The 25,495-nt window shown below is 45.4% G+C and carries 15 protein-coding genes; 6 read left to right on the top strand and 9 right to left on the bottom strand.

Translation table 11 applies throughout. The features are described 5' to 3' along the window. Window positions 1–23: 23 nt before the first annotated feature. Genes hypE through hypF form a run of 4 tightly spaced genes read right to left on the bottom strand, consistent with a single transcriptional unit; the run spans window position 24 to window position 4,592 of the window. On the bottom strand, window positions 24–1,037 hold the full coding sequence (gene hypE, locus K6T99_06060) for a hydrogenase expression/formation protein HypE (GenBank protein ID MCL6519378.1): 1,014 nt from the start codon (window positions 1,035–1,037) through the stop codon (window positions 24–26). Further along, entirely contained in the window at window positions 1,034–2,119 is a 1,086-nt protein-coding gene (hypD, locus tag K6T99_06055; protein ID MCL6519377.1) for a hydrogenase formation protein HypD, read from the bottom strand. Before hypD ends, hypE begins: the two co-directional genes overlap by 4 nt. Continuing rightward, entirely contained in the window at window positions 2,116–2,328 is a 213-nt protein-coding gene (locus K6T99_06050; GenBank protein MCL6519376.1) for a HypC/HybG/HupF family hydrogenase formation chaperone, read from the bottom strand. Before K6T99_06050 ends, hypD begins: the two co-directional genes overlap by 4 nt. Next, window positions 2,319–4,592 carry a carbamoyltransferase HypF gene (gene hypF / locus K6T99_06045; GenBank protein ID MCL6519375.1) on the bottom strand — a complete coding sequence of 758 codons (2,274 nt, stop codon included), beginning with the start codon at window positions 4,590–4,592 and terminating at the stop codon, window positions 2,319–2,321. The genes K6T99_06050 and hypF overlap by 10 nt, the downstream gene beginning before the upstream one ends. A 194-nt stretch (window positions 4,593–4,786) precedes the next feature. Between hypF and K6T99_06040 the strand changes: the two genes are divergently transcribed. From K6T99_06040 to K6T99_06030, 3 genes are all read left to right on the top strand, one after another. Continuing rightward, window positions 4,787–7,084 carry a PAS domain S-box protein gene (locus tag K6T99_06040; protein MCL6519374.1) on the top strand — a complete coding sequence of 766 codons (2,298 nt, stop codon included), beginning with the start codon at window positions 4,787–4,789 and terminating at the stop codon, window positions 7,082–7,084. A gap of 144 nt (window positions 7,085–7,228) precedes the next feature. After that, window positions 7,229–8,350 carry a glycosyltransferase family 4 protein gene (locus tag K6T99_06035; protein MCL6519373.1) on the top strand — a complete coding sequence of 374 codons (1,122 nt, stop codon included), beginning with the start codon at window positions 7,229–7,231 and terminating at the stop codon, window positions 8,348–8,350. Beyond that, window positions 8,347–10,566: a hypothetical protein gene (locus K6T99_06030; protein ID MCL6519372.1), complete on the top strand. Its 2,220-nt coding sequence runs from the start codon at window positions 8,347–8,349 to the stop codon at window positions 10,564–10,566. Before K6T99_06035 ends, K6T99_06030 begins: the two co-directional genes overlap by 4 nt. Window positions 10,567–10,679: 113 nt before the next feature. Here K6T99_06030 and K6T99_06025 read toward each other — a convergent pair whose 3' ends face one another. Further along, window positions 10,680–12,707 (bottom strand): heavy metal translocating P-type ATPase, encoded by a 2,028-nt coding sequence (locus K6T99_06025; GenBank protein MCL6519371.1) that lies wholly within the window; start codon window positions 12,705–12,707, stop codon window positions 10,680–10,682. A gap of 97 nt (window positions 12,708–12,804) precedes the next feature. Here K6T99_06025 and K6T99_06020 point away from each other — a divergent pair, with 97 nt between their 5' ends. Then, complete coding sequence (locus K6T99_06020; GenBank protein MCL6519370.1) at window positions 12,805–14,331, top strand: endo-1,4-beta-xylanase; 1,527 nt, start codon at window positions 12,805–12,807, stop codon at window positions 14,329–14,331. Window positions 14,332–14,673: 342 nt separating this feature from the next. Then, entirely contained in the window at window positions 14,674–18,297 is a 3,624-nt protein-coding gene (locus K6T99_06015) for a M6 family metalloprotease domain-containing protein (protein MCL6519369.1), read from the top strand. 135 nt (window positions 18,298–18,432) lie between these two features. On the opposite strand, the gene ruvB is transcribed toward K6T99_06015, so the two are convergent. From ruvB to K6T99_05995, 4 genes are all read right to left on the bottom strand, one after another. Further along, a complete protein-coding gene (gene ruvB, locus K6T99_06010) occupies window positions 18,433–19,497 on the bottom strand; it encodes a Holliday junction branch migration DNA helicase RuvB (protein MCL6519368.1) in 1,065 nt (354 codons plus the stop codon). 8 nt (window positions 19,498–19,505) lie between these two features. Beyond that, window positions 19,506–20,138: a Holliday junction branch migration protein RuvA gene (locus K6T99_06005; GenBank protein MCL6519367.1), complete on the bottom strand. Its 633-nt coding sequence runs from the start codon at window positions 20,136–20,138 to the stop codon at window positions 19,506–19,508. Between the two features lie 13 nt (window positions 20,139–20,151). Beyond that, the gene (ruvC, locus tag K6T99_06000; protein MCL6519366.1) at window positions 20,152–20,643 is read right to left on the bottom strand and encodes a crossover junction endodeoxyribonuclease RuvC; all 492 of its coding nucleotides are present in this window, start codon (window positions 20,641–20,643) and stop codon (window positions 20,152–20,154) included. 144 nt (window positions 20,644–20,787) lie between these two features. After that, window positions 20,788–21,600: a hypothetical protein gene (locus K6T99_05995; protein MCL6519365.1), complete on the bottom strand. Its 813-nt coding sequence runs from the start codon at window positions 21,598–21,600 to the stop codon at window positions 20,788–20,790. A 398-nt stretch (window positions 21,601–21,998) separates the two neighbouring features. Between K6T99_05995 and K6T99_05990 the strand changes: the two genes are divergently transcribed. Continuing rightward, complete coding sequence (locus K6T99_05990) at window positions 21,999–25,463, top strand: DNA polymerase III subunit alpha (protein ID MCL6519364.1); 3,465 nt, start codon at window positions 21,999–22,001, stop codon at window positions 25,461–25,463. Window positions 25,464–25,495: the final 32 nt, after the last annotated feature.

Here is a 25,495-nt window from a genome sequence, read left to right as displayed (position 1 = left end):
TAGGCTGATATTATTGTTATCTGTCAACAAATTCTTGGCAAGATGTCTCCCGAAGGGATGTCGAGGATGCGTAGCGTTCCCATCGGGGTTCGAAGGTGGACACGCCCGGCGGGGGAAGATTTAACGCAGCCAATGATTTCAGCATGCTTGCCAAGAGGGTGGGCTTTCATCGTTTCTAATACTGCCTCTGCATCATCTTTAGGGACAATAGCAATGATTTTACCTTCATTCGCAACATGTAGGGGATCAATCCCGAGTAGCTCACAAGCCACGCGAACGTCCTCGTTTACCGGAATTGCCGATTCCTCGATTTCGATACAAACACCCGACTGAACAGCAAGTTCATTTAGGGCTGCCGCCAGTCCGCCGCGTGTTGGGTCGCGAAGGCAGTGGATGTCAGACGCTGTTTCCAGCATGGAAGACACCAAGCCCCAGAGTGGCGCACAATCGCTTTCGATGTTTGTAGAAAACTCGATTCCCTCTCTTGCCAGCATTACAGCCATGCCATGCTCGCCGATTGTTCCACTGACTAGAACTATGTCGCCTGGTTTTGCGCGGTTGGGCGCTGGAGGTTTTTGGTTTTCTGACAGGTAACCGATGCCCGACGTGGTTATAAACATCTTGTCTGCCGAGCCATGAGGCACAACTTTTGTGTCGCCTGCAACTATTGAGATGCCGAGTTCGCCTGTCACTGTTCCCATCGAGGCCACAACTTGCTCCAGAGTTTCCAACTTCAGACCTTCCTCAAGAATGAAGGCGGTGCTCAATGCTATGGGGCGCGCTCCTACTGCCGCAAGGTCATTTACGGTACCGCAAACGGCTAGCTTCCCAATGTCACCGCCAGGAAAGAAAAGTGGGTCAACTACAAAAGAATCGGTTGTAAACGCAAGTTGGCCTGGCCTTGCATTTAAGATTGCCGAGTCGCCTAGGTTATTGAGCACCGGGTTATCAAAGTATTGGAGAAACAAACTGTGAATAAGTTCTGCGCTTTTTTTGCCACCTGCCCCGTGGGCTAAAAGAATTACGTTGTCGTTCATCTTGTTGCGTACCTATATTCTGCTGAGCATGCGCCCTCAGTTGAGACCATGCAAGGGCCTAAAGGGTGCTCTGGTGTACATTTGTTGCCGAATGCTTGGCATTTGGAAGGGGTTTTCAATCCTTTAAGTATTGAGCCGCACTCGCAGGCTTTGTTTTCTATAGGTCGCAGGATTTGATTATTGACAAACCTTGATGCATCGAACTCTGCAAACTCATGTCGGAGTCGAAGGCCGCTTCCTGTAATAATCCCTAATCCTCGCCATTCAGAATCGTCCGGCTCGAAAACTTGTCTAAGACACTTAATCGCCGCTGGGTTGCCCTCTCGTGTTACTACTCTTGAGTATTGAACCTCCACCTTAGCTTGTCCCTCAATTATTTGCCTGGTCAATATGAAAATTGACTGAAGGATATCGAGCGGTTCGAAGCCAGAGATTACGCATGGAATGCCATATTTGCTGGTGATGGGTTCGTAGGCTGCACTTCCGATGATTGCACTCACATGGCCCGGACAAATGAATCCATCGATGGCAACTTCTGGGTCGCATGCGAGAGCCATCATTGCTGGTGGTATCAGCTTATGCGCTGATAGAATGCTAAAGTTGTTCAGCCTAAGTTCCCTAGCTTCCAGAACAGCAAGTGCTACTGCAGGGATTGTCGTCTCAAAGCCAACACCAAAAAATACCACTTGCTTTTCGGGATTCTCGCGGGCAATTATGACAGAATCGAGCGGAGAATATACTACTCGAACATCAATTCCACGTGCGCGCTCAGCTTCGAGCGTTGTTCGACTACCTGGAACTTTAATCATATCCCCAAAGGTTGCCAAGATAACATTGGGGGCACGACCTAGCTCGATGAAGCAGTCGATTATTGCCTGGGGAGTAACGCACACGGGGCATCCAGGACCGGAAATCAATCTAATATTCGGAGGCAAGAGATTTCTAATTCCAAACCTAGCGATTGCCATTGTATGGGTGCCGCAGACTTCCATAAGCGTTAGAGGCCTTGCGGCAATCCTGTTGATGTTCTCTACTATGGTGCGAGCTAACGTAAAATCCCGAAATTCGTCTACGTATCTCATTTGTTCAACGTCCTAATTACCTTGAGTGTTTCTTCGGCTTCTTCTGCTTTTAGTCGCTCTATCGCAATTCCAGCGTGTATTAGGACGTAGTCGCCTACTTGAAGATTAGGTATAAAGTCAATTCTTACTCTGCGAGATACTCCTTCCTGCTCGACCACTGCTATATTTCCGCTTATCTCAGTAATTCTCATTGGCACTGCTAAGCACATTGGCAATTCCACCTTTCGGCTGCTATAACAGCCTGTCCAAGCGAGATGCTTCCATCATTGGGTGGGACAAGCGCGTGGCAGAATACCTCGAATCCTCGTTTTTCGAGTTTCTTTGTTGAAAGTCCAAGGAGCACCATATTTTGGAAGACCCCGCCACTTAAAACAACGCGGTTCAGATTTGTGCAGTCACGCAGTTTTGCGCAGACTATGCTTATGATTTCAGCGATAGTTGCATGAAAACGACTAGATATTATGCTAGATGGCGTTCCTTTTTCTATTTCGAATACTATCTGTTTAAGCATTTGCCGAACATCAATTTCAATGGTGTCCTCTTTACCAATTATAAGCTCAAAGTTATACGGTTCGCCATTAGGGCTAGCCGCTGCCTCAAGCTCAATTGCCGCTTGGCCTTCGTAAGTAACCTCCGTGCATATTCCTAGAAGGGCCGAGACTGCATCGAAAAGCCTTCCCATGCTTGAGGTAAGCGGTGCGTTGAGATTTCTATCTATTTGCATTTTAACAACTTGTGTTTCTTTAGGTGTGAATGACGGCATTATCATGGTAGCCACTCTTTCGCCGCTATCACCAAAGGTTTTTAAAAGGTATGCAGCTGCTATCCTGCACGGTTTTTTGATTGCTACCTCGCCGCCCGGAATAGGTATATACGCCAAATGAGCCGCCCGCTGAAAATCTTTGAAATCTGCAATTAGGAATTCGCCCCCCCATATCTGGCCATCCGTTCCATATCCTGTGCCGTCGAAAGCGACTCCAATTACTTTGCCAGATATATTATTTTCAGCCATACAACTTGCAATGTGAGCGTGGTGATGCTGAACCGCTATCTTTTTTTTGCATCGAAGCGACTCAGCAAATCTTGTAGAGTGATAGTCAGGATGTAAATCGTGAGCTATTATCTCTGGTTTGACATCAAAAAACTCACAAAAGTGCTTGACGACTGAATTATAGTGTTCGATTGTCTGCGCGTTTTCCAAATCGCCAAGGTGCTGGCTTAGAATTGCAAGTTCCCCTTTTGTGAGACAAAATGCGCTTTTGAGGTCACCCCCACATGCTAATATCATTGGCGTTTTAAAGTCAATTTTAATAGGTTGAGGAACGTAACCTCTTGCACGGCGGAGCAGCATAGGTTTATCACAAAATGCTCGCGCCACCGAATCATCGCAAGCCATGTGTATGGAACGGTTATGCATTAGGATATGGTCGGCGATATGACCCAGCCGGAGGTTGGCATCCTCATCCTTGTAAGTTATTGGTTCCTCGCTTAAGTTTCCACTAGTCATTACTAGCGTTGGGGGGCTTTGTGCAAGTAGGAGATGGTGGAGGGGAGTGTATGGAAGCATCACACCAAGCGTATTATTTCCTGGTGCAACTTCAGGGGATATCCCGTTATTTGTGCGCGCTTGCATGATTACAATTGGCCGTTCAAATGACAAAAGTAGCTTTTCGGAAATTGGATCTACTTCGCAAATTCGGCGGGCTTCATTGATATCAACGCACATTACTGCAAAGGGTTTCTTTGCTCTTCCCTTGCGTTTTCTCAGTGTGCCTACCGCTTTGGTATTTCTGGCATCGCAAGCCAGATGAAATCCTCCAAGACCCTTGATTGCAAGGATTTCTCCACGGCGGAGTATCTCGGCTGCTTTGGAGATGGCTTCAGAGTCATTGGTATATTTCTGACTGTCTATGATAAGGTGGGGCCCGCACACAGGACAGGCATTTGGCTGGGCGTGAAATCGCCGGTCGCTGGGGTTCTCATACTCAGCCAAGCAGTCTGGGCACATGTCGAAGGCCGCCATTGTTGTATTTTGCCGATCGTAGGGTATTCGTTCTATTATTGTGAATCGAGGGCCGCAGTTTGTGCAATTTGTAAAAGGGTAGTGATATCTTCGGTTGGCAGGGTTTGAGATGTCTGCAAGGCAATCTGCGCATGTAGCAACGTCTGGGGGGATGGTTGTCTGGGGTTCGAAGTTGCTTAGGCTGTGGCGAATAATGAATTCGCATTCGCCAATGGGTTGCAGAGGTTCGGCAGAAACATCTGTAATTACGGCAAGCGGTGGGGCATCGGTTTTGACCGATTCCATAAATCCTTGGAGGTTATCTTCGTTGCCTTCTGCTTCAATTAAAACGCCGTCATTCGTATTGCAAACCCAACCGGCTAAGCTATGCTTGCACGCAAGGTGATATATAAATGGTCGGAATCCAACCCCTTGGACGATTCCCTTTACAGTAATTCTGAGCCTCTGCATTTGCGGATTTGTACTCTGGATGTTCATTTGAGCTTTCTTAGCTACCCATAAATTATAGCAAATATTAGTCATGTTGTCCTTAGGGCTTTAGGTTCATCTCAGCAGACAAATCAAGCGTTTATGTTGTCAAAATTGGGTATACTTAAATATCAACTCCCGCCCGCACAAACATCCCGAAATCGAGTTGTTTCCTTATGAGCGAAAAAAGTAACAAGTGCAAGCTAGCCAATGTAGGTGACGTCATTAAGAATATTTGTTCTGCCGTTTTAAGCCACAGCCCGATATGCATATGGATCCTGGACAAAGAAGGTATGCTAATTTTTGAAAATGAGGCTTGCAGGCGACTTTTGGGCATTGAAAGCGATGAAGAAATTGTTGGAAAATACAACATTTTCAAAGACAATGAGATCATTCGACAGGGCTTTGCATCTAAAATCAGGCAGGTCTTCGAAGATGGTGGGTCTATTGAGTTTATAATGGAATACGACCTTGCTAGGGTTCGGCACATTTCTCCTGTTCACCCAAGCCGCAAAATTCTCCGAATGTTTGTTTTTGCCATTAAGGATGCTGAAGATAAGGTTTGCAATGTTGTAGTCCAACATGAAGATTACACTTCAACCTGGCGGGCAACAAAGTCTCTTGAAGTTTCTGAAGCGCAATATCGCGAAGTCGTCGAAGGTGTTTCAGATTGGGTATGGGAAATCGACGTCGACGGACGAATCAAGTTTACCAATCCAGCTGTGGAACAAATATTGGGTTACAAGCCAAATGAAACAATAGGGCGCAATGGTTTTGACTTTGTTATTCCTACTGACCGGGAACATGTTGAGCAAATTTTTTTATCAGCGATTCGAGAAAATAGAGAAATTACAAGCATTCAAACAAGATTTCTTCATAAAGATGGGTCGATTCGCTTTCTTGAGACGAATGCTAGGCCGATGTTTGATGAAAATGGCAAAATAATTGGGTTGCGTGGAATTTCCCGAGATATGACGGAGCGGAAGAACGTTGAAGAGCAACTGAAATATAGGATGGAGCTTGAACGTGTCATTGTAGAGTTATCCACGAAGTTCATAAACCTTCCGCCCGAGGAGATTGACGCAGGTATCAACCGAGCTTTGGGAGTAATTGGTAGTTTTATTGGTGCTGACCGCAGTTTTGTATTCTTGATAAGCGAGGACGGCAAGACTGTAAGCAATGTGTACGAGTGGTGTGCTGAAGGGGTAGAGCCTACAATTCATCTTTTTCAGAATATGAGAGTTGAGGATTACCCACTTATGAAAAAAGGATTGTCAGGGTACGAGCCGGTCATTATACCACGCGTTAGCGAAATGCCACCGGAGTATGCAAAAGAAAGGGAAGTGTTCGAATCAGAAGATGTCAAGTCATTTATTGCCTTACCCATGATATCTCAGGGCGTAAGCATTGGTTTTCTAGGTTTTGAGACTGTTAAGGAGGAGAAGACATGGTCTGAGGACTCGGTTGTGCTCCTTAAAATTTTAGGCGAAATACTGGCGAATGCGCTCGACCGGAAAAAGACCGAGGAAGCACTTATGGAAGCTGAGTCAAAGTATAGGAGTTTGGTTGAAGAATCGCTAGTTGGAGTTTACATAATCCAAAACGGAAAGTTAATATATGTAAATCCGAGGGCTGCGGAAATATTTGGTTATACCCCTGATGAAATTATTGAAAAGAAAACCGCAATAGACCTAACGGCTCCAGAGAGTAGAGCTCTCGTTGCAGAAAACATAAGCAAGCGAATAAAAGGCGAAGTGAAAAGCATCCACTACACATTTAAGGGCCTAAAAAAAGACGGGAGTATCATAGATGTTGAAGTATATGGGACGCGTACCACATTTAAAGGTAAGCCTGCGATTATCGGCACCTTGCTTGATATTACTGAGCGTGTAAAGGCAGAGGAGCGACGGCTTGAATTGGAGAGGCAGAAGAGGGAGTTCTACCGGAAAACTATTTTGGCAGCAACCCAAGGGAAACTTGTAATCTCGGAAAAGGAAGAGATTGAAAAGATTGCTGGGAAACCAATTGCATCATGGGAAATAAAAAGTGGTAAGGATTTAGGAGTAATTAGACATGAAGTGGCCAAATTGGCAGAGACTGAAGGGATGGACCAATCTCGAATTTATGACTTTGTTCTTTGTGTGGGTGAGTTGACAACTAATGCCCTCAAACATGCAGGTTCAGGTACAGCATCGCTCCATAGGTTAGATGATAGGCTAATGTTTGTGGTCGCTGACCGTGGTCCCGGCATAGAAGCATTAGTTCTCCCTGAAGTAGCGCTGGTCAAAGGATACTCAACTGCTGGGACGTTGGGAATGGGCTATAAAGCTGTTCTAACTGTTGCAGATAAAGTATATTTGGCTACTGGCCACGGCGGGACCACGGTTGCTGTTGAGATGAGCCTCCGACCTTCTGAACATCAACCAGCTATGGCTAATATTCCGAATTATTTGGCAAACTATCACTCTCAATAAGTTCGACTGCTTTATTTATAACTACCTTTCTGCTAAATAAGCTCTAAATTCCTCACAAAACTCCCCCCAGAAAATCAAACTATCTTGAAGGATTAGCTTATTCATGAAAGATAAAAGGTAATACCTGATATAATAGAGAAAGCTATGGGAAACAGAGAGCTCATGGGTGGAAGAAAAATCCGAATAGCCTATCTTGTCAGACCGGCTGAGGGTGGAATCAAAGTACATCTTTTAACACTCCTATCGGGGCTCGATAGGTCGAAGTTTGAACCAATTGTTATTTGTCCACCTAGAATTTCCCTTTTTGCAGAAGTACAAGAGAAAGGAATCCCTGCGATACTATTGGACATGGTTGGAGAGATAAGCATATCGAAGGATTTTTTTGCAATAACAAAACTTAGGCGGATTCTCCAAGAGCTAAAGCCAGATATTCTTCATATGCATAGCTTTAAAGCAGGCCTAATGGGTCGATTGGCTGCGCTTTCTATCGCTCGGCGTCCAAAACTCATTCTAACAGAACATGCTTTCATATTTGACGAGCGTACTACATATCTCAAACGGGCTTTGATTGGTGGCATAGGGTGGTTCCTTTCCCGCTTCACTCATAGAATCATTACCGTTTCTAATGCGCTAAAGAATGAGTTGATTTCTGAACAAAAGATTGAACCTTCCAAAATTGTTACAATTTACAATGGCGTCACATTTGCCCCTATCGAACGCAAAATAAAGAATGGAATGCTTGTGGGCACAGTATCACGGCTTGCGCCTCAAAAAGGTGTGGACTACTTTATCCATGCGGCAGCGTTGATTGCCGAGCAGTTTCCGCAGGCAAGGTTCTGTATCGTAGGGGATGGGCCTCAGCGACAATCTCTCGAATTGCTTGCAGAGTCACTTCGCATACGGGATAAGATTGATTTTCTTGGTTTCCGCAGAGATGCGCTTGATATCGTGCGAACATTCGATGTCTTTGTCTTAGCTTCTACGCGGGAGAGTTTTGGCCTGACCTTGGTCGAGGCACTGTCTCAAGGAATCCCCGTTGTTGCTTCTCGGACGGGTGGCATCGTGGAGATTGTTGATGATGAGATTAGCGGACTTCTTGCCGAGCCAGGGAATCCTTATGAAATTGCAAATCAAGTTTGTCGTTTGCTTGCAGACCCCGACCTAGCACGCCAACTTGCCGAAACAGGGGCAAGACTGGTGCGTGAACGGTTCAGTAGCGAGGTTATGATCAACGAAACGCAGAAATTGTATATGGAAATTCTATGAAAAGGCTAGTTTGGCTATCAATTATATTGCTATTCGCAAGTGTGCACCCAGCACAACCAGAGGGGAAAGCTGTCGTCCTTGTTACATTCGAAGGGCTGTCTTTAAGCGACATGCTCCGATGGGATATTCAAGAGTTTAGGCAGTTGATTCGCATTGGCGCCGTTGGGCTGATGAATAACAAAACAGCGGCATGTCAAAATTTCGAGGATAACGCTGTTACCATTGGAGCTGGCACGCGTGGAATGGGTTTCGAGCGTCCAACGATTGATGCTTTTTCAAGGTACGCAGCAAATGCAAACGAAAAACTAGGTGGCGAGACTGCCGCGACAATCTGGCAAAGGAACACTGGCTTTAGCCTCAAAGAGCCTACAGCAGTACTCCAAACTAAAATAGCTGCTGTTATTGCCGCCAATTCTGGTCTTAATTATGATGTAATCCCCGGCATTCTTGGCGAACTTCTCTATGACGCAGGTGTGAAAACGGCTGTTTACGGCAATTCCGACCGAGGCTCATCTCCGTTCCGCCCAAGCGTAATGATTCCCATGAACAGGCGAGGTGTTGTTTCAACTGGAGACGTCAGCAAAAAAGTAACCAGCCGTGACGGGCATTGGCCGTTTGGCATGCGTACGAACTATGCGTATATTTTAAATCGCATTCGGGAGCTTAGTGGAGATAAGTTCGTAGTTGTCGAAGCTGGTGATGGAGGACGAGTTGAAGCAGCAGGCGCGGACCTCATGCCTAATAGGTTCGAGTACTACAAACGATTGGCAGCGGCTGGATGCGCTCATTTCCTCGTTGATTTAAACAAGTATCTAAAGGCCTCCACTGAGCGTTACCTTCTTGTTTTTATTGTGCCGGCACCTAATACGGACGCGTATGCAAATGGTGAACGTTTGACCCCAATAATTATGGTTGGCACAGACGTGACGCCCGGAGTTGTTACTTCAAGTGTTACAAAAAGAGACGGTTTGATAACGAATCTCGATATAGCTCCTACAGTTCTAAAGTTCTTTGGAATAAAACCGCATCCTAGTATGCTTGGACAGCCAATAGTTTCAAGGCATGTTGCTGATTCCATTGGGCAAGTTAAAAAGCTAAATGAAGAGACAACGCAAGTGTTTAATGGTCGAAGGCCAGTACTTCTTACCTATATAGCTATTGTCATTATCGTGACGGCGATGGGTATACTGGGAGTCATTTGGCAGAATCCTGGGTTGCCGATATTGCGGTCAATCCTTTATCCTTCGCGATTGAGATTCCTCATGCTTGCTTGTCTAATTTCTCCAGCAATTCTGCTGCTTGCGCCTGCATTTCATCTTTTCAAATTTTCAGTTGTTTTAGTCTATTTTGTGGTATCTTCTCTCATTTTGGCATTAGTATTAAGCCAAATTAGAGATTCCTGTACCGTCTTTGGAGTTACTGGGGTAGGGGTGGCCGCAGTTTTCATGTTCGATATGCTGGCAAAGTCACCGTTATCGAAGCATTCGATCTTTGGTTATGACCCTATTATAGGCCTCAGATTCTACGGCATTGGCAATGAATCCGTTGGCGTACTTATGGGTGCGTTTATTTTGGGTATTTTCTCCTTTCTCGACCGCAAAAAGTTTGTGGACTTGAAGCATATAGTGCCAGTAGCATTGCTTTTTATGGCAGTAGTATTGGTGGTGGGTGCACCCAACTTTGGCACGAACTTTGGTGGAATGCTGGCCATGCTTGCTGGCTTTGGCTTTTCGATACTCCGCGCATATAGTTCTCACCCTAAGCTCAGAATGGTTATTTTTGTTGTTGTGGTTGCTGTCATATTGTTTGTGGGTGTCATAATTGCAAACGTAATGGTTGACTCTGAACATAAAACACACATTGGAAGGGCAATAACTCAATCGAAAGTTTTAGGTCCCCATATACTGGCAGAGTTAGCATTAAGGAAATGGGCAATGAACCTAAGATTGATTAAATACTCATTCTGGACCTATATGTTTTTCTGCCTAATTGTGGGAATGGTTATCTTGTTCATTAGACCTGTGGGCATCCTTAAGCGAACACTTCTCAAACACCCAATGATGAATGCTGCATTTGCTGGGATGCTTGCGGGAGCAGTGGTAGGAATGGCTACGAATGATTCGGGAATTGTGATGGCGACGACAACTTTTTTATACATGGCGTTTCCTTTAATTTGGATGGTTAGAATGGAGTTGGAAGCTAGGCAAAATACATAGCGTCATGCGAAAGTTTCTTTAATTAACTAAATATGAGATTCTAAACAAAGCAATACAAGAAAGCTATAGCTTTTTTGGTTTCTCCGGTTGTCTAAGGTTCAGGGTAATTACTTCTATCGTAGACTTCCTAATTTTAATCTTCTTAATAGATGGGCGTTCACAGCTACAATTATTGTGCTAATAGACATAAATAGCGCCCCAAGTGCTGGTGAGAAAATGATTCCTTTATTGGCAAAAACGCCAGCAGCTAGCGGCATAGCAACAACATTGTAGCCAGTTGCCCAAAAGAGGTTCTCAACCATCTTACGATAGCTTGCTTGGCTTAAGCGGATAATTTTAAAGATATCTCTAGGGTCGTTGCGCACGAGTATGATGCCACCAGACTCAATGGTAATGTCTGTGCCTGCGCCAATCGCTATTCCGATGTTTGCCAAAACAAGTGCTGGGGCATCATTAATACCATCGCCTACCATTGCTACGCGTCGTTCTTCTTGGCGTATTTGTTGTATGCGTTTCGCCTTGTCTTCAGGCAACAAATTAGCGTAGTATTCATCAATTCCAAGCTCCTCAGCAACCCATCTGGCGACGTCCCAGCTGTCGCCGGTCATCATGGCAACTTGCAAACCCATCCTTTTGAGCCCCATCACCGCTTCTTTAGACTCGCTGCGTATTACATCCGCTAGGGCAATTGCCGCTTGTATTTCATCTTCATTCAAGACAAACACTAGAGTCTGACCAGCTCTGCGGGATTGGTCAAGTGAGTGCTTGAGTTCTTCTGGGATATTGAGACCGAGTGATTCTAGCAGGCGAGGGCCGCCAACCCGGATGGTTCGTCCCCCTATCTTGGCCTCAACGCCGAGCCCAGGTAGCGCCTTGAAGTCCACGGCATCAGGGATACTAAGATTACGCGCTTGGGCTGACCGCACCACTGCTTGCGCGAGTATATGTTCTGAGTCCTTTTCTACTGCTGCAGCTATTGCTAGAACCTCATTCTCGTCTAAGCCTGCAACGTGATAGATAGCGACAACTCCATACTCGCCCTTGGTAAGCGTGCCGGTTTTGTCAAAAACAACCACATCAAGATTTCTTGCTTGTTCAAGAGCAAGGCGGTCACGAATCAGTAGCCCATTACGAGCCGCAAGTGAGGTTGAAATGGCAATAACAAGTGGAATTGCTAAACCAAGTGCATGTGGGCAGGCAATAACAAGGACAGTTACTGCTCGGACAATCGCGAAGGTACCTCGTGGCTCGTTTGCGAATGGCTGAGGAGGTGACAAGAGGGTCCAGAAGAGCAACGTAAGTACTCCAGCGGTGATAGCGATTATTGTTAACCAGTATGCTGCGCGGTCGGCAAGGTTTTGAGCCATTGAACGTGAGCTTTGAGCTTCTGCAACTAGGCGCATGATTCCCGCAAGCATAGTTTCCTCTCCAACTTTTGTCACCCTTACCCTCAGTGAACCATTGCCATTCACTGTGCCAGCGATGACTTTCGATCCTGGAGATTTACGCACGGGCATGGATTCGCCAGTGATCATTGCCTCGTTAACGCTGGATTCTCCGCTAACAACTTCACCATCTGCTGGGACCTTTGCACCAGGGCGAACTAGTAGCAAATCACCTTTCTGAATATCACCTACTGATATGCGCTCTATTGTGTCATCCTTAATTCGTTCAGCTTCGTCTGGCATGAGTCTTGCTAATTCTTGAAGCGCACCTTTTGCTTTTCCTACTGCCTGCATTTCCATCCAGTGGCCAAGCAACATTACTGTAACCAATGTGGAGAGCTCCCAATAAAGTGCCTTGCCTGGTACAAGACGAAAGGTTGTGAGGGCGCTATACACGAATGCAACCGTGATGGCAATAGAAACAAGCGTCATCATCCCCGGTTGGCGAGTTTTTAGTTCGCCAACTGCTCCATTAAGAAAAAAGATTCCTCCATAGAAGAAAATGACTGTTCCGAAAGAGAACGATATATATTCCGACCAGTGGGATGCTGGTGGGCGGAAGCCAAGTAATTCTTGGACCTCTTTAGAATAAACCAACACAGGAATAGTTAAAATAAGCGCAATCCAAAACTTGCGCCTGAGCAGTTCTATATCATGCGCTGCATGCCTGTCAGACACAGAGCGTACTCCTGGCATGCCATGAACAATATGATTTTGGGTACTATGGTTCATCTTCTATTTCCAAAACATTACGAGTGGTTATATAATTTCTAACAAACCATGAGGGAAAAACATGAGAAAGCTTATAATTTTCTTGCTTTGTGTTATTCTTACCCATATCGATGGCTTGTCAGCTGATGAGGCGCGAAAATTACGTGTGCATTTTCGCAACGTCCAAGGTGAAAGGTTGTCAAAAGATTTTATACAACGCTTCCATTGCAGAGACTTGTCGGACGAGCCATGTCCAACGCGCACTTATGTTCATGATGGATATGCGACTGTGGTGCTTCCAGATAAACCCGTGCAAGTTTGTGCTTTGATTAAAATACCAGGTTTTGGAGAGGTTACTATCTATGCGGATGGCAAGGGGAAGGGATACTCAAAGCCAGGTGACATAGACTTTGTAAAGGAAGCTGCTGCTACTCGATTGATGCGGGTAAGAGAAGCTCTTAAGCGTGCTGAACATGAGGGCATTCGAATGCCAAATGAGTTTTACCGTGAGTTGGCAGACGCAGAGAAAGCACCACCATACAAATCTTTAGCAGTAACGCTTGCTGCTGGTGAGGAACTCACACTTGCCGTTGCTAAGCACAGAATAGAGAAAATGGGTGTTCATAGAAAAGGTTTCTATTTTGGGTGCAACTCATTTGGGCATCCGGCGAGGGGATATGAATATGATAAGAGATTCAAGGAAATTTTCAACTTTGGCATAGCACACCTTTACCTCAGCCATTATGCGCCCACAGAGACTGTACGTAATTTCGATAGGACGGATATGGAGGTCAACTGGTTGCGCTCAATGGGTATGGCAATCAAATTGTGCCCACCTTTTTACCTTGCGGCTAGTGTGACTCCGGAGTGGCTGAAGAATAAGCCATATTCTCATACCCGACGGGCCGCGTACAAACTTGTAAAACAAGTTTGTACAAGATATGCTGGGAAAGTTCAATTTTGCGAGATAATGAATGAGGCACATGATTACTCAAATTCTCTGCGACTCAAGCCAGAGGAACTGACGAATCTGGCTAAGGTGTGTTCCAAAGCCGCACGCGAAGGTGACCCAAATGTCCAGCGGATAATTAATTGTTGTCACCTTTGGGGCGAATATGCGGCAAAGCCACCTAAAATGGGTCCACCTAAGCGATCACCTTATGCCTACCTGCGAGATTGTATTAGATATGGTGTTGATTTTGAAGTAATCGGCTTGCAAATGTATTACCCTGAGTACGACCTTTTTGAAATTGACCGCCTTCTTGACCGTTATGCAAAGTTAGGAAAGCCAATCCATATTACTGAGATGGGTTGTTCTTCATCGCCAGGAATTGATCCAAATGGCCAAAGGAAAAAAGCATCAGCAGGCTGGCATGGAGATTGGACAGAGGAAATGCAAGCAGAATGGGTAGAGGCTATTTATACAATCTGCTATTCGAAACCCTATATAAAGGCCATTTGTTGGTGGGATTTGGCGGATGCTGTCTCATTTTGGCCATATGGTGGATTACTGAGGGGCGACTGCTCTCCAAAACCTGCTTATATTCGATTGAAAGGTTTACTTGAGAAATGGGGTTTTATTAAAAGTTATGCGGCGAATTTGGGGTAAATCTAATAAGGCAAAGTAATTATAAAAACTTCAATGGTTGTACAACGCAATAAGTGCTTGTTGAGCATAGAATAAGCGCTTTTCACATCTTTCTAGTTTGAAAATATGCGGTATTACTCCAAATGGTTGACATCAAATCCTTTGTGGGTTAGAATATTCTAGGTATTATTGAGTTACAAAACTCTGTGGTAGAACCTTTTGAGCTAGTTCAGTTTCAGCGGGAACAAGTGTAGAGTATACTTAGGTCTAACAATGAAATATCCCCCGAACCTTTGACCACCGGCGAATGTTGCATGGGGTCTGCATAATTTATACATTCATCATGCGGAAAGAGGAAAAGTTATGAAAGTTCAAAAAAGGCGCATACCTCTCTGGCTTGCGGCGGTTGCACTATCAATTCCGTTGACAATTTTGATTAGTTCATTTGCTTGCGGAGCTTTTCTGAGAAATGTGCCGCAAACCCTGGTGCAGCCAAATGGAGAAGTGCTAAAATGCTTTTGCAGTGGAGATGAGCGTTACAGGTGGCTACATGATGCGGATGGATACGTCATCGTCCGCGACCCCAAAACCGGCTTCTATACATACGCTTTTGAGACAGGTGGCAAGCTGCTACCTTCACGTTATGTAGCCGGGAAGGTTAACCCGGCTGCCGTAGGATTGAAAAGGGGAGTAATGCCGAACTTGCGGGGCATGCGAAAGCCGTATGCTTTGTTCATGCCAAGCAGAATTCGGCCTGTTCGGCCAGCGCCTAGCACTGGGACTATCAATAATATTGTCATTTTTATCAGATTTTCAGACGAAAACGAATTTACCGACAAGATTTCTACCTATGATAATATGTTCAACCTCACAGCTCCTCTGGCAAATTCGATGAGTAATTACTACACCGAAGTTTCATATAATAAACTGTCGGTAAGCACAACTTTTTATCCACCCGCCGAGGAAACCGTCGTCTCATACCAGGACTACAACCCTAGAGCCTACTATCAGCCCAAGAGTGAATCAAATCCTATTGGCTATACTGACCCTTATGAGGATGATGGTTTGGATATGGCTACCAGAGAGCATATCCTCTTGAAAAGCGCTATAAACACAGTAAAAAGATATATTCCTTCTGACTTGGTTGTTGATTCAGATGGCGATGGATATGTAGATAACGTATGCTTTATTGTCTACGGTTCGCCAGGCGCTTGGAGTGATCTCCTGTGGCCACATATGTGGACGTTTACCCCTGAGTTCGATGGTGTCACTCCGCCTGAAATCAATGGAAAGACCGTGGGAACCTATAATTTCCAATTGCAGAGTTATCTTCTCGAATCAGAAGGAGTCGGCGTGCTTTGCCACGAGATGAATCACTCGCTTGGCATGCCGGACCTCTATCATTATGAATTCGACGGGCTTTATCCTGTATGGCTCTGGGATATTATGGAATATAACACCGACCCACCGCAACACATGGGCGCTTATATGAAATGGCGGTACACCAGGTGGATTGAAGAAATTCCAGAGATCGTTCAAGCTGGAACTTATTCTATTCGACCAATAACTTCTCCAACAAATAACTGCTACAAAATATCTTCGCCTTATTCTGATACGCAGTATTTTGTCGTGGAATACCGCAATAATAACAGACCGACGTTTGAAAGCATGCTACCGGGGTCAGGATTGCTTGTCTATCGAATTAACACCGAATGCGATGGGATGGGGAATGCTTTCGGACCACCTGATGAAGTATATATTTATCGACCTGGAGGCACCATCGAAGAAAATGGAAACCCTGATGATGCTACTTTCTCATTGGAAGAAGGCAGAATTCAAATTGATGATACCACGGACCCTTCAAGTTTTCTAGCAGACGGTAGCCCAGGCGGCTTGAAAATAAGCAACATTGGAAGCGCCGGAAGCACAATCAGTTTTACAGTAAGATTTGGCAAAGTCGAAACCCCGGTAATTATTCCTAACGGGGGCACTTACAGCACGCCGCAGAACGTTACTATTACTTGTGGCACAGCGGGCGCTACGATACGCTATACTACGGATGGAACTGACCCAACGCTGACTAATGGTAAAGTTTACGAAAGTCCAATAGTTGTTGATAGGACATTGACCCTTAAGGCAAAGGCTTGGAAGGGCAATTACGAGCCAAGTGAGATTAGTTCAGCATATTTTGTTATACGTCAGCCGACAATTTTCCGCGTCAAATACAACGCGCCTGGGGAAGTGCATGACGGCACGACTTGGGAAAAGGCATTTCTCACCATCAATGATGCGCTTAGCAAATGCATAGATGGCGATCAAGTTTGGGTTGCTGCTGGAACCTATCAGGAACGTCTTACAATTAGAGCTGGCATCAAATTATATGGTGGATTTGCAGGTACCGAGGTTTCGCTTGCGCAAAGGAAACCCAGCACAAATATAACAATCATAGACGGCGGCAAAGAGGGCAGTGTGGTTACCTTCTTGCCCGGCGTTGGCGAGAGTGGCCGTATAGATGGATTTACCATTAGGAACGGAAGTTCCACAGTTGGCGGCGGCGGAATCTTTTGTTACTATGCTTCGCCAGTGATAGCTAATAATGTCATTACTGGTAACACGTCTTCCTATGGAGGCGGTGGAATCCACTGCCAATATCGATCATCGCCAACCATCACCGGAAACACAATCACCAACAATACTGCACTTCATGGCGGCGGAGGCATTGGTTGCTATTACTCGTCCACACCTACTATTACTGGCAACAAGATTAATGGTAACACAGCTACCAATGGCGGCGGGGCTATTGGCTGCTATTATTCGTCCGCAGCAACAATCAAGGGGAACACGATGGCGGAGAACTCCGCCTATCAAGGAGGAGCAGTCTTTTGCTATACCTCAGATGCAGTGATTTCTAGCAATACGCTAACTGCGAATAAAGCGACATCTACAGATGGTGGCGGTATAAGCTGCTATCGATGTTCGCCAACTATTTCAAACAACACGATCAAGAAGAACATCGCGAAGGTTAGCGGTGGTGGTATTGCATGCGAGGTTGACTCATTACCGAATATTATGAACAATGTTATTGCTGACAATACTGCTTCTAAGTTTGGAGGCAGTATTTATTGCTACTTCGGCTCAAGCCCGATTATCGCAAACAATACCATCGTTGGAAACACTGCGTCCAGCGATGGTGGAGGCATCGGTTGCGTCGAAAGAAGCGGTGCGAGCATTGTGAATAATATTATTGCATTCTGCTCGTCAGGTGTATACTCGTACAATTCATCAGCATATATGCAGACGAACTGTCTCTATTCGAATGGAGCATATGACTACTCGGGGATTACTAACCCTGTGAGGGATATTTTAGCAGATCCAATGCTAGTGGATAGGGTTGGCGGCAACTATCACATAATTCCAACATCACCGTGCATAAACGCTGGTAGCAATGGCGTTGTCGGCGAGGGATGGAAGGATCTAGATAATCAAGCGCGCATCAGCGGAGAAACTGTCGACATTGGAGCTGACGAATACAGGCCGCTTGCTCCAGAGAACCTCAGTTTGGCGCCAAGTAGCGGCGGCATTGCGGTTGGTGTCAAGACTACCTTCACAAGCAAATACTCGGACAATGAGGGATATGCTAATCTTGCTAATTGTTACTTGTTGCTAAACACAACGCTTAGCCAAACAAACGCAGTATTTGTCAGATACGATGCAAATACAAACAAACTATACGTGAAGAATGATGCGAACACCACTTGGGGAGAGGGTGCGGCTCCTGGTTCGTCAGTTGTGCTTGAGAATAGCTATTGCAGGCTTTATTGTTCTGAAACCACTATTGTTCGCAGAGAGACATACCTCGACGTAAATTGGCGAATCGAATTTAAGTCAACAATGGCAAACAAAAGCTGTAAGGCTTGGATGCTTGTATATGATAATGCAAACACACGCGACGGCTGGGACCAAATGGGCGCCTTTACGATACAATAGGAAGATTAAAATATTAAGAGATGTTTTGGGGTGGGGGCATAGCTCCCGCCCCAAACGTTTTTAGAGTAAAAACTCATGCCAGATTAATTGTTTGATGCCATTTATTAATTTTAAGAGCAGAATTTGCCGGCGTACTTAAGGTGTTAGTTTGAGTTGGAGCCCGTTAGTTTCAGGTCCTTTGAATGGGATTCCCAAATGTTCATATGCAAGGTGGGTTGCCTTCCTCCCGCTGGGAGTGCGATTTAGAAAACCTATTTTGAGAAGGTAAGGCTCCACCATATCAACTAGTGTGTCAGTTTCTTCATTTAGGGTTGCCGAAAGCGCTTCGATTCCGACGGGTCCGCCGTTGTAGTACTCGATTATCGTTCGGAGATAGCTTCGGTCGAGTTTATCTAGTCCGATTGCATCGACCATTTCTCTTGTTAGGGCTATGTCAGCGATTTCGCGTGTTATAATGCCATCTCCTTCGACTTCGGCATAATCCCGCACGCGTCGAAGGAGCCTGTTGGCGATTCTAGGAGTGCCCCGCGAACGGCGGGCAATTTCCTCAGCACCATCTGGTTCTACCCTTACACCCAATAGCTTTGCTGACCGCTGAACAACCATAGTCAGTTCCTCAGGCGAGTAGTAATCCATGTGCGCAAATATGCCGAACCTATCTCGCAATGGTGCAGACAACATGCCTGCTCTGGTTGTTGCTCCCACTAGAGTGAACCGCTTTAGCGGAATTTTTATTGTCTTGGCATAAGCGCCTTTGTCTAGAACAAAATCAACTTGAAAGTCTTCCATTGCGGAGTAAAGGAATTCTTCGACTACGCGTGACAAGCGATGGACTTCATCGATGAAAAGTACGTCCCCGACCTCTAGGCTTGAAAGTATACCCATAACATCCTTTGGTTTTTCAAGTGCTGGGCCAGACGTTGCGATAATGCTAGCTCCCATCTCGGCGGCGATTATGTGTGCTAGGGTTGTTTTGCCGAGGCCGGGCGCACCATGAAGAAGTACGTGGTCCAATGGCTCTCGCCTATTCCGTGCAGCAGTAATTGCAATCCTCATATTATCTACCACTGCAGTTTGGCCTATATACTCGTCCAGCGTGCGTGGCCGCAGGTTCCATAAACTGCGGTCCTCTTCCTGCAGATTTGGCATGCTTGATTTTTGTTGCGTATCCTTCGCGCTTATCGTTTTCTGTCGTGCCATGGTAGTTGCTATCTCATCAGCTTCAATTCATAAATTTGCTGAATTAGTTCCTCGCTGGTCTTCGGCTTCGAGGACGATGTCTCAATTGCCTGTTCCACCATTTGCTGTGCTTCAGAGCGTTTGTAGCCTAGTTGAAGAAGCACTTCTACTGCTTCAGCTTGAATGTCTTCCTTTGGCAGCGGTTCAGCAGCAAGGGCTTCGTCTCTTATCAATGCGAATTTGCCGGCTTTTCCTTGAAGGGTTGCGATAATCTGACGTGCTTTTTTTTCACCAATTCCGGGTAGTGTTGCAAGTCCCTTGTGATCGCCATTCTCAATAGCTTCTGCTACTTCATGAAACGAGCGAGATAGTGCTCGGACGGCGGTTTTTGGCCCCATGTTCGTTACCGTGATAAAAAGCTCAAAGAACTCACGCTCTATCTCATTGTTAAAACCCACTAGACGAGGAATGAGCTTTGACTGGTTGTTTTCGAAGTAGTGATAAGTTACAAGCGTGATATCTTTCCGTTCCTCATCGGTCTTTTTGAGCAGTCCCTTCATCACAGGCGAGGGGACCATAACTTCATAGCCTATGCCGTTTGACCATATTATAACTTCTGATTCGCTTTTTGGAATCAGAGTTCCTCGGATATACGAAATCATTTTTTGTTCCTTATCAAAGTTCCTGAATTAGGTTTTGATTTTTGCCTTGCCTAACGAAATGACAAAGCGCTACCGCAAGCGCATCACTTACATCAAGCGGCTCTGGCGGAGTTTTCAGATTAAGTTGGGCTTGAACCATGCGCTGAACTTGTTCTTTGCTTGCTCGCCCATTGCCCGTAAGAGATCCCTTTATGTGAGTCGAGGCATAGCTGAAGACAGGAATCTGGTTCAAAGACGACGCTAAACATATAACACCTCGCGCATGTCCCATCATGACCGCGACTCTAGGTCTATCATAGTGTGTATAAATCTCTTCCAGCGCAAGTGCTTGGGGACTGAAGTCTTTTATTAATTCCTCAATTCCATGGAAGATTGTAGACAGTCGTTTCTCTAAGGGTAGTTTTTGAGATATGCGGATTACGCCCCCTTCAACGAGCGCCGGCTTATCGCCGATGACTTCAATAATTCCATATCCGGTGACATTTAGGCCGGGATCAACTCCCAGTATGCGAAGACTTTCGTTGCTTTGGCCTGCCAATTGGTTTGTCCTTCATTCTGCAATCGTACATTTGTTCTGTGTATGTGTAAAACCATTGTAACACCTGAGCGATGTGATTGTAAAGTATTGCTTACCTTGCACGTTTGAAAGTCACTTTGGAGAACCTATAAGAACCAAAACGCGGGAATGCGAAAGAATACCAGTTTGACGCTTTGCTTCCAGAATACGGGCAGCATCTTCAGTATTAACCATTATGTCGGTTGGTGATTTCTTATTCTTTCCTAATGCTTTTACAACGATTGGATGAGCTCTGTTTTTTTTCGATTTTAAAGCTTGCTTTGCGTCGTTTGAGTAAGCTACTAAGCCAATTTCTGCCGTGTCTAAAATTTTTTGACCTTCAAGATTGAATATGACAGGAAACAGGCATGGCTTCAAATCAATGCTACGTGCGTCAATAACTAATCCTAGCGGCAACTTATTATTTCGGTTAGCCACTCCTTCATTGGGCGTTTTTGAAGATATAATAGCTGTAATGCCGTCTTTGCCGCACAGGGTTGCCTGAATAATTATCTCATAAGAGCGGTCGCAAAGTTGCCTTCCACTTACTATCTGTCCGTTCTTCACAAAGTCTTCGAGTTTTAGGCGTATCTCCTCAGAGTTGCTGGCAAGATCTTTGATGTATGTGTTTCCTGAAACGCGAACAGAATTTGCTACTAGAGCAAGATTTCGATGGGCGCGTGTGGTTGCTGCGGCGCGAGCTATCTCCAATGCCTCAGCTTCACTCTCAACGTCGCCGGGGAGGTTGCAAACGCCAATGGCTTTGATAATTAGGCGTTCCCAGTTGATCCATCCACCAGCGTCTGGGAGATTTTCAATAGCGGGATTTCCTTTTGGAACAAGTAGCGCTGTGGATGTAAGCACCTGTATAAATACAATTGGTAGAAAGAAAATGTTTGCCTTCATTGAACCTTACGTCAAACTAGTGTGAACCTTTCTTTCTTTTCGCTGATTGCAGGACTTACTCCTTCATTTTAAAAGGATAAGCCGGCTTTATGCCTTTCCCTTCCGATTGAAAATTAGGTTTGGGCTGGATCTCGAAATGTTAAGTAATTAATGAATTGTGACAAATGAGGGTATAAGATTTAGAATTTTTTTCTTCGACATTTGATTGGCAGCTAGGGTAGAATTTAATGGCAAAGGGAATGCTCATTATCCTCAACATACTAACGCAACCATCCTGAAAAATTACATCGAGTTTGCTTGCTAAACAGTCATTTGTACGAAAAGTTAGTATTTCTGCAGGTAACATATGGTTCGGTATTGAACTCAAGCATTGAAAGTTTTTTACTTGGAAGCCGGCAATGTCAACTCCTGAGTTTGTGCATCTGCATGTTCATTCTGAGTACAGCCTGCTAGACGGCGCTTGTCGCATCCAAGGGCTAATCGAACGAGCATTAGAAATGAACATGCCGGCTATTGCTATTACCGACCATGGCGTCATGTATGGCAACATAAGCTTCTATTGCGAGGCGAAGGATGCAGGTATCAAGCCTATTTTAGGATGCGAGGTTTACGTTGCAAAGGAATCAAGAACGCGTCGTGACCCAAGGTTGGATAAAGACCAACATCACCTCGTGCTTCTGGCGCAGTCAGAAAAAGGTTATAAGAACCTCATTAAACTAGTAAGCCTCGCCCATTCTGAGGGATTCTACTATAAACCACGCGTGGATAAGGAGCTCTTAAGCCAATACAGCGGCGACCTAATTGCATTGACTGCATGCTTAGCGGGTGAAGTTCCATACCACATACTACAAGGAGATATTGTTCAAGCAGAGAAGTCCCTTGGGGATTACGTAGACATTTTCGGTAGAGAGAATGTTTACCTGGAGCTGATGGAGCATGGTCTTTCCGAGCAGGAGCCTGTCAATCGGACACTAGTTGAGATGGCTACTCGCATGAACCTCAAGATCGTTGCCACGAATGACGTCCATTATATCGCAAAAAAAGATGCAGCGCCGCACGATGTTCTGCTGTGTATCCAAACTGGTTCTACGCTCGACGACCCAAATCGCTTAAGGTTTGGGTCGGAAGAATTTTACTTGAAGAGCCCTGAGGAAATGGTTAGTATTTTCGGTCACCTTCCGGATGCGCTCAAAAATACCCTGGAAATAGCCGAACGGTGCAACTGCAGTTTTGATTTCAGCCAACTTAATCTTCCAGACCCTGGTATTCCCGCGGGGGTTGACCCAGGAGAATACATGGAAGCCGAGGCGCGCGCTGGCTTGCTTGCAAAGTTTGGCGGTAAAGTACCCGAAGACTACGAAAAACGCTTTAGGTATGAGTGTGATGTCATTAAGCAATGCGGCTTTGCGAAGTATATGATGATTGTTCGCGATTTCACCAGCTTTGCACGGGAGCAAGGTATTTACGTTGGAATTCGTGGTTCAGCAGCAGGAAGCTTAGTTTGCTATGCCCTCGGAATTACGGATGTAGACCCTATCGAGTACGGACTAACGTTCGAGCGATTTCTAAATCCTGAGCGGGCTGAGATGCCCGATGTTGACCTTGATATTCAAGATGACCGTCGAGAAGAGTTGATTCAATATGTGATAAATAAGTATGGCAAAGACAGAGTAGGCCAAATAGCCACTTTCGGCAGTCTCAAGGCCCGAGCGGCCGTTCGGGACTGTGGGCGCGTACTCGGTATGGCCCCACATGAGGTTGACCGAATAGCGAAAATGATTCCAGCCGTCCCAGTTGGCATGACCATTGACATGGCGCTCGAGGAAAATCCAGAGCTTGCAGAGGAGTATCAGAATAATCTAGAAGTAGCTCGCTTGTTAGATACTGCGCGCACGCTAGAAGGCATTAACCGCAATGTTGGTATTCATGCAGCTGGAATACTAATTTCTGATGAGCCGCTTACAAATCACGTGCCTGTCCACTATGGCAGTAAGGGTGAAGTGGTCGCTCAGTTGGCAAAGAAAGATATTGCCAAGGTTGGCCTTTTAAAGATGGATTTCCTGGGCTTGGCGAACCTCACAATACTGGCAAATGCCGTAAAGAACGTCAAACGCCATCGGGGTATTGATATAGATATTTTGAATATACCGCTCGACGACCAAAAAACCTTCGAAATGCTGGCCAGGGGCGATACAAATGGAGTCTTCCAGCTTGAAGGAACTGGTATGCGGCGAAATGTTATGGAACTCAAACCAAACTCTGTTAGGGAGCTGGCTGCCATTGTTGCCCTATATCGTCCAGGTCCAATGGGAGAGATACCCAAATTTATTAGGTCGAAGTTTGGCCAACAGCCAATTGAATATCTTCACCCACTTCTTGAGCCAATCTTAAAAGAAACCTATGGCGTCATCTGCTATCAGGAGCAAGTTCTGAATATAGCTCGGGCTATAGCTGGTTTTACTCTTGGTCAAGCTGATGTGCTCAGAAAAGCGATGTCGAGCAAGAATCGCGCAATTCTCGACAAACAACGTGAACGGTTTATTGAGGGCGCCAAGAACAACGGAATTGATGCGGAGATAGCAGCAAAAATTTATGACCAGATTGAGCCATTTGCCGGCTATGCTTTCAACAAAGCCCATGCAGTATGTTATGCCTTTGTCGCGTATAGAACTGCATATATGAAGGCAAACTATCCTGTGGAATACTATGCAGCGCTTATTTCGGCAAACATGGACGACAAGGATAGTCTGGCTGTATATATAGAGGATTGCAAGCGGCTTGGTATCGAAATTTTGCCCCCAGATATTAACGCAAGCGGTGTCGAGTTTGAAGTAGAGAATGGAGCAATCCGTTTTGGTTTGGGAGCTGTAAAAAACGTGGGCCGTGGTGTGATAGACGTAATCATCGCTGAAAGGAAGAGGGGAGGACCATTCGTTTCGCTTCATGAGTTTTGCCGTCGTGTTTGCGATTCTACAGTGACACGAAGCGCTATTGAGTGCCTAATTAAGATTGGTGCTTTTGATTCTATCAACAAGAACAGAGCGCTGTTGCTTTTTATCTTAGAGGATGCCCTTATGGTGGCAGCTAAAGCCCAAAGAGATAAACGAATTGGTCAGGTTTCACTCTTTGGCTCCGATGCAGCACAGGAGGAAACGTCCTTTATGGAGCCGTCTATGCTTCCACAGGTAAAAGAGGCTACCAAGAATGACATACTTGCATGGGAGAAGGAGCTTCTTGGTTTGTATCTGTCCGACCATCCATTGCTCCAATTTCAGGAGAAGCTTAAGAAGCTTGGTGTTGTCAGTAGCGAGCAACTAAAGGAAAAATCCGAGAAAGAAGAAGTAGTTGTCGGCGGAGTTATTACCCGAATTCGAAAAGTTCGAACGAAAAAGAATGAACCAATGGCTTTTGTTACTATAGAAGATTTTGCTGGAGCAATTGATGTTACTGTATTTCCGTCGGCATACGAAGAGTATAAGAAATGGCTAGTAAACGATGGAATTGTTGTGGTGAAAGGTAAGGCAAATCGCAGGGAACGTATTAGGGACGACGAGGAAACTTCTTCAGAGCAAATCGGAGTCATCTGTGATAGCATCACTCCCTTATCTGACGGAATAAATGGTAATAGTAATGGCAAGCTATCTAAATCGGTCATTGTGGAGATAGCCGATTTAGATAAACAGAGCCTAAGAATGCTTCAGGAATTATTGCAAAAGTCTCCAGGCGAGAACCCAGTCTTTTTCCACATCAAGGCAAACGGCGGAATAAAAAAATATTTCCTCAAAAACAAAGTCGAACCTACCCCAAAACTACTCACCGAAATTCGACAGATTGTTGGCAATGACGCAGTTTGGTTGGAATGATTTACCAAAAGCGCGTCTAGATTTGTAAGCGC

The organism is Armatimonadota bacterium, from assembly GCA_023511795.1.
In the GTDB taxonomy this organism is placed as follows: domain Bacteria; phylum Armatimonadota; class UBA5829; order DTJY01; family DTJY01; genus JAIMAU01.
This window is presented reverse-complemented; position numbering and strand designations above follow the sequence as displayed.